12 protein-coding genes are annotated in these 10,462 nt (G+C 61.0%); 5 read left to right on the top strand and 7 right to left on the bottom strand.

All coding sequences use genetic code 11. The annotated features are described in order from the left end of the window. Nucleotides 1-24: 24 nt before the first annotated feature. The 7 genes from AZL_RS30385 to AZL_RS30365 form a co-directional block, all read right to left on the bottom strand. Nucleotides 25-672 carry a LuxR C-terminal-related transcriptional regulator gene (locus AZL_RS30385; RefSeq protein ID WP_042446545.1) on the bottom strand — a complete coding sequence of 216 codons (648 nt, stop codon included), beginning with the start codon at nt 670-672 and terminating at the stop codon, nt 25-27. Between the two features lie 153 nt (nt 673-825). Next, nucleotides 826-1,188, bottom strand: a complete 363-nt coding sequence (locus tag AZL_RS35035; protein ID WP_086935507.1) for a hypothetical protein — start codon at nt 1,186-1,188, stop codon at nt 826-828. Then, nucleotides 1,185-1,436 carry a hypothetical protein gene (locus AZL_RS35030; RefSeq protein ID WP_086935506.1) on the bottom strand — a complete coding sequence of 84 codons (252 nt, stop codon included), beginning with the start codon at nt 1,434-1,436 and terminating at the stop codon, nt 1,185-1,187. Before AZL_RS35030 ends, AZL_RS35035 begins: the two co-directional genes overlap by 4 nt. Further along, entirely contained in the window at nt 1,433-1,756 is a 324-nt protein-coding gene (locus tag AZL_RS36035) for a hypothetical protein (RefSeq protein WP_042446543.1), read from the bottom strand. The genes AZL_RS35030 and AZL_RS36035 overlap by 4 nt, the downstream gene beginning before the upstream one ends. A gap of 364 nt (nt 1,757-2,120) precedes the next feature. Beyond that, on the bottom strand, nt 2,121-2,849 hold the full coding sequence (locus AZL_RS30375; RefSeq protein WP_012978198.1) for a YsnF/AvaK domain-containing protein: 729 nt from the start codon (nt 2,847-2,849) through the stop codon (nt 2,121-2,123). A 55-nt stretch (nt 2,850-2,904) separates the two neighbouring features. Continuing rightward, on the bottom strand, nt 2,905-3,303 hold the full coding sequence (locus AZL_RS30370; protein ID WP_247894566.1) for a YsnF/AvaK domain-containing protein: 399 nt from the start codon (nt 3,301-3,303) through the stop codon (nt 2,905-2,907). Nucleotides 3,304-3,355: 52 nt separating this feature from the next. Further along, entirely contained in the window at nt 3,356-3,904 is a 549-nt protein-coding gene (locus AZL_RS30365; RefSeq protein WP_012978196.1) for a hypothetical protein, read from the bottom strand. Nucleotides 3,905-4,252: 348 nt separating this feature from the next. On the opposite strand from AZL_RS30365, the gene AZL_RS30360 reads away from it, so the two are divergent. From AZL_RS30360 to AZL_RS30340, 5 genes are all read left to right on the top strand, one after another. Further along, a complete protein-coding gene (locus AZL_RS30360) occupies nt 4,253-5,446 on the top strand; it encodes a sensor histidine kinase (RefSeq protein ID WP_247871411.1) in 1,194 nt (397 codons plus the stop codon). Between the two features lie 43 nt (nt 5,447-5,489). Beyond that, entirely contained in the window at nt 5,490-6,089 is a 600-nt protein-coding gene (locus AZL_RS30355; protein ID WP_042446535.1) for an exopolysaccharide biosynthesis protein, read from the top strand. A gap of 260 nt (nt 6,090-6,349) precedes the next feature. Then, on the top strand, nt 6,350-6,505 hold the full coding sequence (locus AZL_RS36455) for a hypothetical protein (protein ID WP_158279295.1): 156 nt from the start codon (nt 6,350-6,352) through the stop codon (nt 6,503-6,505). A 49-nt stretch (nt 6,506-6,554) separates the two neighbouring features. After that, nucleotides 6,555-6,839 carry a hypothetical protein gene (locus AZL_RS30345; protein ID WP_012978193.1) on the top strand — a complete coding sequence of 95 codons (285 nt, stop codon included), beginning with the start codon at nt 6,555-6,557 and terminating at the stop codon, nt 6,837-6,839. A gap of 472 nt (nt 6,840-7,311) precedes the next feature. Beyond that, entirely contained in the window at nt 7,312-10,455 is a 3,144-nt protein-coding gene (locus AZL_RS30340) for a chemotaxis protein CheB (protein WP_012978192.1), read from the top strand. Nucleotides 10,456-10,462 lie beyond the last annotated feature (7 nt).

The following is a 10,462-nucleotide window of genomic DNA, read 5'->3' as shown; positions in this document are numbered from 1 at the left end:
ATCATGCCGTCAAAGAAAGTCCGGTCACTCTGCATCCGCAAAGCCGTTGTTGAGGCCCCAAAGGGCGGCCTGCGTGCGGTTCGAGACGTTGATCTTGCGCAGCAAACTCTTGAGGTGAAGCTTGACGGTCGCCTCGGTGATTCGGAGATGGTTGGCGATCGTCTTGTTGGAACTGCCATTCTGCAGGCAGCGCAGAACCTGCGCCTCGCGCTTGGAAACACCTTTGTGCAGTACCGCCAGATCGGCGACGCCGTTCAGGCGACTGCCGATCAGCAGTGCGGCCAAGGCGCTGGGGAAGACTGTTTCGCCGATCATGACAAGCCGCAACGATTGCGCCAGCGCCTCCATGGACATGTCCTTCATCAAGAACCCGTCCGCTCCGGCCTGGATGGCCTTCGTCATGATTTCCGCGTCCAGCGTGCTGGTAAGCACCACCACATGCGTGTCCGGACAGGCCACCTTCAGTGCCCGGACAAGATCCGTGAAGTCGCCGATGCCGACGGGATCGATCAAAATGACCTGTGATGCGTCGCCCTCCTGGACGATCTGGAGCGCCGCCTTGAGAGACGAGGTCTCATTGGCGACGTGAAAGCCCTGCTCCTCGAACATGGCTTTCAACCCCTGGCGAAACAGATTGTTCGCGTCTATCACGGATATGGAAACAAGAGACATCACCAGATACTCCGGCTTTCTAAAATAATCTGGCAGTCTTGCGCTCAAAATATTGGAATGGCGACCCACTCTTTGGAGATTTTTTCAGCTTCTAATAAGGGAAAATTCTGGAATTCGCGCCTGAACAAACGAGGAAAATCCCGGCCGGCCCAGTCACGCCTGGCCAGCAACCGCAGAATCCGGAATCATGGCTTGCAGATCTGTTGAAAGAATGGACGGGATCGGTGCACGTGCGCGTGCGCGCCGCGGCAGTTGTGCAATCCGATGCAATTCCTCCACCCAAGGCGATGGGTAGCTGTCCACGCCGAATATCCAGACAGCGTCGGTCCGGCCATCCGCCATACGCAACAGCACGCGGGCATCATGGCCGTCCTTGCCAGCGTGGTTGGCGGCCTGTACAGCGGCGATCAGGGCACCGACCTGTCCGTTGGGAAAGGGGCCGTAGCGTTCCCCCTCAAGCCCGACGAACCACCCGTCTGTACGGCACGACACGGTATAATGGGCTGATAGGCTCATGAGATCACCCGTTCCTTGATGGCGGCCGCACCAATCGCGGCACAGGCTCTGGTAAGGCGGGTCAGCGTGGCACCCTGCGGCAGGCTGACGTGGCTCGGTGGTGTAAAGGCGGGGGGAAACTGGTCCGGCGATGCGCCATAGACAGTTGGATGCCAGCGGCGCTCGGCATTCATCCAGCGCAGCTGTTCACGCAACGCATCGGCGCCACGGGGGCATCGCCCCTCGATGGAATGGAGAAGGGGAGTCATGGACGTTCCTCCGATACGGATGTCGGCGTCAGGATGTCAGCCATGGCCGGAATTATCGGATATGGAGGCTCCATAACCGCCTGTGCCGCTCCGTCATTGCCGGCACTGCACCAGCGGACATGGCAGGGTTCCCCTGCCGCCGATTGCGCCAGCACGACGCTGGCGAAGCCGAGACGTTCCGCTGCTTGCGCTTCCCGAATGGCTTTGGTGAGCGCATCGATCTGGTCGGCGCAGGGCGGATAGACGAAGCCGTCCGCACGGACGATCCATCCGGCGTGGGTTTTAAGAATGAAGAAGGCCAGCCTTGTCCGGGCATTCATGAAGTGTCTCCGATGTGGACCGGTTTGTCGGCAATGGCGGCAGCCATGCCATCCGGATCGAGTCACGCCAGGAAACACCTCGGATTTGCGATCCTCGGTAAAAATGAGCAGGCGTGGGGTGGATTTAGAATAATTAAAGTGGGGGTTCGCTGAGTTTTCCGCAATGGGATATTGCCGAAATACATCAGTGTACATTCAACGTCTTGAAATCGCTTTTGTGTTTCTATTGATATAAATCTCCTGGCAAGCGAAAATTGAATCTGGATGTCACTTCGATTGACCTTCAATCGCTCCGCCGTAGGTTATATCCGCTGCGGCGGGAGGCGGCCGGACGGCCGCCCCATCGTAGTGTGCACGCTTCAGATCAGCGCTTGTTGCCGGGCTTGTTTCCGGCAGGCTCCACCTTGACATCGCTGCGTCGGGCGACGGTTCCCACGGTCTTTTCCTGTTCGGAAGCGGTCTTGGACAACACGACCTCCCCGACCACGCGGGCCTCCTTGGTGATTTCCGGCGTTTCGGAGGTCGCCGTCAGCTCGACGGTCTTCTCGCCGAACGCAGCCTTCTCCTCGTCAGGGCGGAGAGGCCGATCGACCTTGCGATGTTCCACGCCCACCGCCTCGTCGCGCAGCGTTACGGTCTCCTGAATTGGGGTTTCCGTGATCTCCGACACGGCTTTCAATCCGCCTTTGGCGACCCGGCGCTTGCCGATCTCGACCTCCTCCTTCACCGAAAGGAGAATTTCCTGCTCGACGCTGCCGCCATTGCCCGCCTTCTGGGCCGGCTTCCGCACCGCAGGGGGCTCGGGCAGGTCAACGGACCCGTTTTCATCGAGGATGGCTTCCGCCGCGTCGGCATCCTGGTCGGCGATGTCGGCCGCAACCAGGGTGTGGCCCTGGCGGATGGCTGCACCGTACTGCTCGGCCAGTTCCTTGTCGAAACCGTGTCCCAGCAGGCCCTGGGCGGCCTTGTCGGCGCTATCGGCGCCGCCGAAGGTCTCGATGTCCGCTTCCTGGCAGCCCGCCGCGACCAAGGCCTGGAAGGCCTTCTTGGCGGAACCGCTTTCCTTGTAAAGGCCAACGATGATCGTGCTCATGATAGTCTCCAGTAGGATTTAAAGTATTTCAATTTCTTGAGGTAAGTCAGGCCGCTCAGGTCACGGGGGTGTCCAAAGACGGATCCTGTTCGATGACGACCTCCTGACGGCGCAGCATGACGGTGTCGGTCATCTTGCGGCTCGCGGTGCGGCGGGTGATCCGGACCTCCTCCACCAGCTTCAGGCGAATCTCCACCGTCGCCACCTCTTCGATCACCGAGATGACGGTGGTGTCGCCGTCCTGGCGGTCGGGGATCGGGCCATCGACGAACCGTCCGATGGGAACCCGCTCGACCTCCAGTGTTTCCATCGACAGGTCGGCTTCGACCGCCTGTTCCCGCTCATGGCTGAAGGTGCTGGCGCGGACGGTCCCGGTGACCTGTCGGCGTTTGCGGACGCCCACCTGCTCTTCGACGGTGAGAAGCGTCTGCGTCTCCTTTTCTGGACCGGTCAACGGAGATCCTCCCGAAATACTGTCCATGCGGCTTTGAAGAGGGCCGGCGGCCTCAGGCGCCAGGCTGGGGCGGGCTGTGCGCGGTGTCCTGCGACAGCCGGGACGCGGCCTGGACGACGCGGACATTGACCTCGAAGAAGGCCAGCCATCCGCCGAGCAGGTAGCGTTGTCCCGCCGTCATGATGTCCTGCGGGCCGCGGGCCTGAAGCATGCTGCTCAACAGCTCGTTCTGGCGTTCCGCGGCTTGGCCCATGAAGGTGACCGCTTCTGAAATGGCCGTTCCATAGCCTGCCATCAGGGCACCGCCGAGTGCCGTGGCCCGACCGCCACCCTCGTCGAGACTGTCTTTGAGAGCACGGTCAAATCTCTGGCCGGCGGTCCGGACGGTTTCCGGAAAGCCCTGGTTGCCTGAAGCGCCGGGCAGCCTCGGCGGCCAGGGCCTCGGCTGCTGACCAAGCTCGCGGGCAGGTTTCACCATGTGCTCCTCGCTGGCGCTGCGGATGCCGGCGCCCTTCGGCGCGTCGTTACCCGCCGCGGCTTCGTCGCTGGCACTGCGAATGGTCGGGCGAATGGTGGATGTGGGATGAGTGCCGTCGTCCATGACGTCTCCATAACTGTTTGGGGTGCGAGAGCTGAAAGGGAGCGCTGTGCTCTACCTCGATGACTTAATCCTATATTATGTCGCACCGCAAAATATCAATGGCTTTGAAAATATAATCTGAAATTAAGAACTATAAATTTCCGAATATAAAGGAGATGTTCTTTTGGTATTCGCAAAGCTATATTTTTCATACGCAAGAAGTTCGGGAGTTTTTTGCCATGGATCAATCAATATATTTTGCCAATTGGCGCCAAATTGGCGAATGGACTCCGCCACTTCTTCGCCTGGGAAGGCTGCGTTCAGCGGCTATATCCTTTTCAAATAATGGATCGGACGAAGGAGCGCTGCATGCCCGATAATCCCCGCGACCAACAGGATGCAGAGAGAATGGTCAGGATGGAGGCCGCGCGCGGTGGCCCCTTCGTGGTGGCCGCGGAATCGACCCTGATGCCCATGCTGATCGCCGATCCCACCCTGCCGGATATCCCGATCGTCTTCGCCAATGCCGCATTCACCAGGCTCAGCGGCTATGCGCGCGAAGAGATTCTGGGCAAGAACTATCATCTGCTGTCAGGCTCCGGCACCGACCCGGAGGTGGCGCACGCCATTGGCCTTGCCCTACGCGCCGGCGAGGCCATCGTGCGCCAGGTCCGGCTCTATCGGAGGGACGGAAAGCCGCTATGGGTGCTCCAGCATGTCGCACCCGTTTTCGAAGAAGACCGTATCCGCCACCATTTCGTGTCCTTTGTCGACATCACCGAGCGCAAGGCGGCGGAAGACGGATTGCGCCAACTCAACGAAGAACTCGATCACCGTGTCGCGGTGCGTACCGGGCGGCTGGATGAACTCAATCGCCAACTTGCCGCCGAAGTTGAGCGCCGCACCGAGGTGGAGCGTGTGCTGCGCAACACCCTTGCCGACAAGGACCTGCTGCTGCGCGACAAGGACAACCTGATGAAGGAGGTGAACCACCGCGTCAAAAACACCCTCCAGATGGCCTCGTCCTTCCTGCGCATCCAGTTGGACCTCACACATGGCCGGGAGCCGGCCGTGCAGGAGGCGCTGCACAGCGCCGTGGAAAGGCTGGACCGCATGGCCGAGATCCACGAGACGCTCTACCGGACGCAGGGGCTGCAGGAGATCGAATTCGGGGGATATCTGCGGATGCTGTGCCGCGACCTGCTGATGTCCTTCGAGCCTGCACAGAGTTTGCGGGTGGTGCTGGATGTCGACGCCGACGAGGTGTTCCTGAAACCGGATCGGGCCATCCCGCTGGCCCTCATCGCCAACGAGGCGATGATCAATGCGCTGAAATACGCTTTCCCGGACGGGCGATCCGGCCGCATCGCCGTCTCGTTCCGGGAAATCTCGTACGAAGTCCTGCGCATGAGCATCAGTGACGATGGCATCGGCATGGCCGACGAACGACGCACGGGGTCGCTCGGCCTCACCTTGATGGAGTTGCTGGCCGAGCAGGTCAAAGGCGGTCTGACCGTCGGGTCCGGCGCCGGCACGACCGTTACGGTGTCGATCCCGGCATGACAGGCAGGTGTCGCCCCACCGAAACTGCCGGAGCGATGCGGTCATGACCGCGGTCTTGCCCCCGCATATCCCGACATCCGAGGTTTTGCGTGGCCTGCTCGCAGAAGCTCCGGCCGAGGGCGTTACATTCGGCTGGCTGCTGGACAGGCTGCACAAGCGCTCCTTCGGCGTCGTTCTGCTGTTGCTGGCACTGATCGGGCTGACTCCGGGAACATCGCCGGTCGTCGGGCTGCTGCTGACCATTCCCGCGTTCCAGATGATCCTCGCGCGGGAAACTCCGGCCTTTCCCAGGACGATCATGTCGCGGCGTTTCTCGACACAGCGCCTGGTCCGTATGGTCGATCGTACCGTGCCGGTTTTGAGGCGCATGGAGACGGTCATACGCCCGCGCTGGAAGATGCCGTTCGAGACGACGACGCGCGTGGTCGGATTGGTCGTCCTCGTGCTGGCAGGCGTCTTCTTCGTTCCCATTCCGCTGAGCAATGTCGTCCCGGCGGTGACGATCATGCTGATCGCCTTGGCCTATCTGGAAGAGGACGGGGTGTTGCTGGCAGTGTCGTTGGCGATAGCCGCCGCCGTTCTCATCGCCACGGCGATCACCGTCTGGCAGTCGGTCGAGGCGGTCCGTTCCATGTTTTTTTGAGCCGTGGCTCACATCGGTCAGGGCCGCGTATGGCAGGTTTTTGCCGCGTGCGTTGGCATGCAAGTCGTTGCTCCATCGCACCAAATGGTGAGAAGGCAGCATGAGGGACGCTCAAGAATCATCTAGGTAGAGGATCCTGTCCAGCGGAGGCTGGCGGCCGCCAAAATCAAATAAGCATCAATGTGATTATTTGCCTCTCTCCATTGTAATAAAATTTGGCGGCACCATATTTCGAAGCAAATATCCGGAAGGAGATCGCCATGTCGCTCACGCACGGAACGTTGTCGGAGTGGATGGTTTCAGAGCGTGCAGCCTGGGCTTTGTCCGCGCCGAAATGGAAGAACATGGCTTATCTGACACTTGGCGTCTCAGTCGGCTTTCTTGCCGGGCTGCTGTTCTCCAGTTCGGGCGGATAGACAGCTGCTTTCAAGGAAATCCGCCGGACATGAATGGGAGCACCCTTCGATGACCACCGCATTCACCCGCACCACCAGCAGGACCGTAACGTTCGCCCATCCTTTTGCCTTGAGCGGCGTCGACGGGGTGCAACCGGCGGGAAGCTACATCGTGGAGACCGACGAGGAGTTGATCGACTCGCTCTCCTTCCCTGTGTATCGGCGCAGCGCGACCTGGCTCCGTCTTCCGCAGTCCAATCGCGGAATGGCCATGGAGCAGACGGTGCTCATCGACCCCGATGAGTTGGACCGGCTCCTGGAACCGGCGGGAAACGGAACTCTCCTGCCCGGATGAACATTGTTGCGAGGACCGGGCGGAGCAATGCTCCGTCTATCGCGGAAAGCCGTTCCGCACCGAAGTTTACCGCAGAGGAGGTGTCGTCATGCAAACTGTACAACTGAAACATCGTTCGTCGTCAGTCCATTTCCTGAACGGGAAAATGTTCATTGAAACCGCGTCCGTGCCACCGGTGACCGCAAGGATCGGCGATGAGCGTCTACTCCAGCGGGAGCGTAGCACTCCGCTTCGCAACTGGGACGATGACGGTGGTGCCCAACCAAAGGAAGGTGCTAGAGAGTGAGTTTACCGTCCGCGTCAGAATTTGGCATCGACTGTGAGGAAGAACGCCACCAGGGACGGCCGGCCATCGTCCCGAGGGGGTGCTCCAGTTGAACTGTAGAAAAGCTCATCGCCGACAAGAGCGCCATCCCCGGCATCCTCAAACGACATCGATCCGGATCGTCAGGATCTGTGGAAGGGCAGCAGCATGAGCGACAAGGCATCCTTCCCAATCGTCGGGATCGGCGCGTCCGCTGGCGGGGTGGAGGCCTTGGAGGGGCTGTTCGGCGCCGTTCCTGCCGACAGCGGCATGGCCTTCGTGGTCGTGACGCATCTGTCACCGGAACACGAAAGCCTGCTGGCCGACATCATCGGCCGATGCACGCCCACGCCGGCGCATCAGGCCCGCGACGGGGATTTGGTCGAGCCAAACCGCATCTACACCCTGCAGCCAGGAACCCTGCTGACCATCGACAGCGGCCGGCTGCATGTCCGGCCGGACAGCGCCTCCCGCCGCGAGCGCAACCCGATCGACCTCTTCCTCAGTTCGCTCGCCAGCGACTGCGGTGAAAGAGCGGTGGGCATCATCCTGTCGGGCGGCGGCAGCGACGGCACCCTGGGCGTCAAGGCGATCAAGGAACGGGGCGGCTTCACCATCGCCCAGGGGCATGACGGAATTCCCCGCCATGACGGCATGCCGAACAGCGCCATCGCCACCGGCGGCGTCGACCTTGTCGCGCCGGTCGAAACGATGGCGGCGACGCTGGTGGACTTCGCGCGAACCGCCACGTCGCTGGGCGATCTGACGAGTGAGAAGGATGTTCAAGAGGATGCGCGGCTGGAAGCGGCACGCAGAAGCATCACCACCATTCTGCGCAATCAGATCGGGCACGATTTCCAGGGCTACAAGCACAACACTTTCCTGCGCCGTGTCCAACGCAGGATGCAGGCCCTGCGGCTGACGGACATCGACAGCTATGTCGAACACCTGCGTGAGGACCGTACCGAAGCCGCGGCACTGTTTCGCGATCTGCTGATCGGTGTCACCACCTTCTTCCGCGACGGCGAGACCTTCCGGGCGCTGGAGGAACTCGTCATCCCGCATCTGTTCGCCGGGAAAAGCGTCGGCGATGCGGTGCGCGTCTGGGTGCCGGGCTGCGCCACCGGCGAGGAGGTGTACTCCATCGCCATGCTGCTGTCCGAATATGCGGGAACCCTCCACAGCGTGCCGAAGATCCAGGTCTTCGCCACCGACATCGACGAGCATGCCCTGGAAGTGGCACGCACCGGGCGCTATCCCGCCAATCTGGTGCGGGATGTGCGGGCGGACCGGCTCAAACGCCATTTCACTGAGGACGGCACCAGCTATCTCGTTCGCAAGGAGGTGCGCGACCTGTGCATCTTCTCGTCGCACAGCGTCGTCCGTGACCCGCCATTTTCACGCATCGACCTGATTTCGTGCCGCAATCTGCTCATTTACCTGGGGATGGGACTTCAGGATCAGGTGATCCCAATGTTCCACTATGCATTGCGCCCCAGCGGCTATCTTTTCCTCGGCGTGGCCGAGACCATCGGGCAACATCAGACGCTGTTCGTGCCCATAGACAAAAAACATCGCCTGTTCCGCCGGCAGGATGCGGTTTCCGTGACCATTCCCTTCGCCATGGCGGAGCATGGCGGCCGCACGCCTCGCGGATCGGCCGAGACCCCCCGCTCGATCCAGTCCAACGCCGCCAATCTGCGTGGGCATGTGGAGGCGCGCGTGCTGGAGCGTTTCGCTCCGGCCCATGTCGTCGTCAATCAAAACAGTGAGGTGGTCTATTATTCCGCCAACACCGGCAAATACCTTCAGGCGCCGCCCGGCGCCCCGAACCGCCAGCTTCTGGCGATGGCCCGCAAGGGACTTCGGCTCGATCTTCGCGGCGCCCTGCACGAGGCGATGCAGACCCACAAGCCGGTAACCCGCAAGCACCTGGCGGTGGAAGTGGACGATCGTGTCCAAATGCTCGATCTGACGATCGAGCCGTTCGACCGCGAAGGGGAACCCTTCTTCCTGGTCCTGTTTTCCGATGTCGGAGAGCCAAGTCCTGCGGAGGAAATCTACGGCAAGGAGCGTCACTGGGGCCAGGATCCTGTTGCGGTGGAGCAGCTGGAACGCGAACTTCGCGATACCAAGGAGCGTCTCCAGAGCACGATCGAAGAGTATGAAACCTCATTGGAGGAACTGAAATCCGCCAACGAGGAACTCATCTCTGTCAACGAGGAACTGCAATCGACCAATGAGGAATTGGAAACCGCCAAAGAGGAAACGCAATCCGTCAATGAGGAGCTTCACGCTGTCAATATCGAACTCAACAGCAAGGTCGAGGAGCTGGACCAGTCCAACAGCGATCTCCAGAATCTGTTCAACAGCACCCAGATCGGGATCATCTTCCTGGACCGATCCCTGCTGATCCGGAGTTTCACGCCGGCGATCACCCAGATTTTCAATCTGATCGCGACCGACCGTGGTCGTCCGCTGACCGATATCGTCAGCCATCTCGACCAGGTCGATCTGGATCGGGATCTGAGACATGCGCTAACCGACCCGGCGACCGTGGAAAAGGCGGTTCGGTCAAGGGACGGGACCAGACACTACATGATGCGCATCCTGCCTTACCGGAAAGCCCGCAACGATCTGGAAGGCCTGTTGTTGACCTTTGTGGACGTGACGTCGCTCAAGGAGGCCGAGGAGCAGCAGCGCCAGCTCATCGGTGAACTCGACCACCGCGTCAAGAACATGCTGGCCGTCGTCACCGCCCTGGCCCAGCAGACGCTGAAGGCGATTGCCGAGGCACCGGAATGCACGGCGTTTCTCGGGCGCCTGCAGGCGGTCGCCAGCACCTACGATCTGCTGACCCGTGACGGTTGGGGAAACGTTCTCCTCAGCGACGTCGTGCTCAATGAAGTGAAGCCTTATGCCACCAGCGAAGGACGCTTTGCCGTTGACGGACCTGCCGTTCAACTCCGGCCCAAGGCCGCGTTGGCGCTCGGCATGGTGATCCACGAGTTGGTGACCAACGCGCTGAAATACGGCGCACTGTCCGTGGCGGAAGGGCGCGTCGTCGTGACCTGGGAATTCGGGCAAAGTGATGCCGATGCGGTGCTGCTTGTCCATTGGCGCGAGATGGACGGTCCCCCCGTGTCGCCTCCCACCCATCATGGCTTCGGCTCCAAGCTGATCACCCAGCAAATCCGCTATGAACTGCGCGGCGATGTCATGGTGGATTACGATCCGACCGGTCTCCAGGCGACGTTCACCGTACCGGTCGCCCAGACGAGGAGCGACGACGAAAGCCCCGCCCCCCCTTGAGAATGCT

This window comes from Azospirillum sp. B510 (genome assembly GCF_000010725.1).
In the GTDB taxonomy this organism is placed as follows: domain Bacteria; phylum Pseudomonadota; class Alphaproteobacteria; order Azospirillales; family Azospirillaceae; genus Azospirillum; species Azospirillum lipoferum_B.
This window is presented reverse-complemented; position numbering and strand designations above follow the sequence as displayed.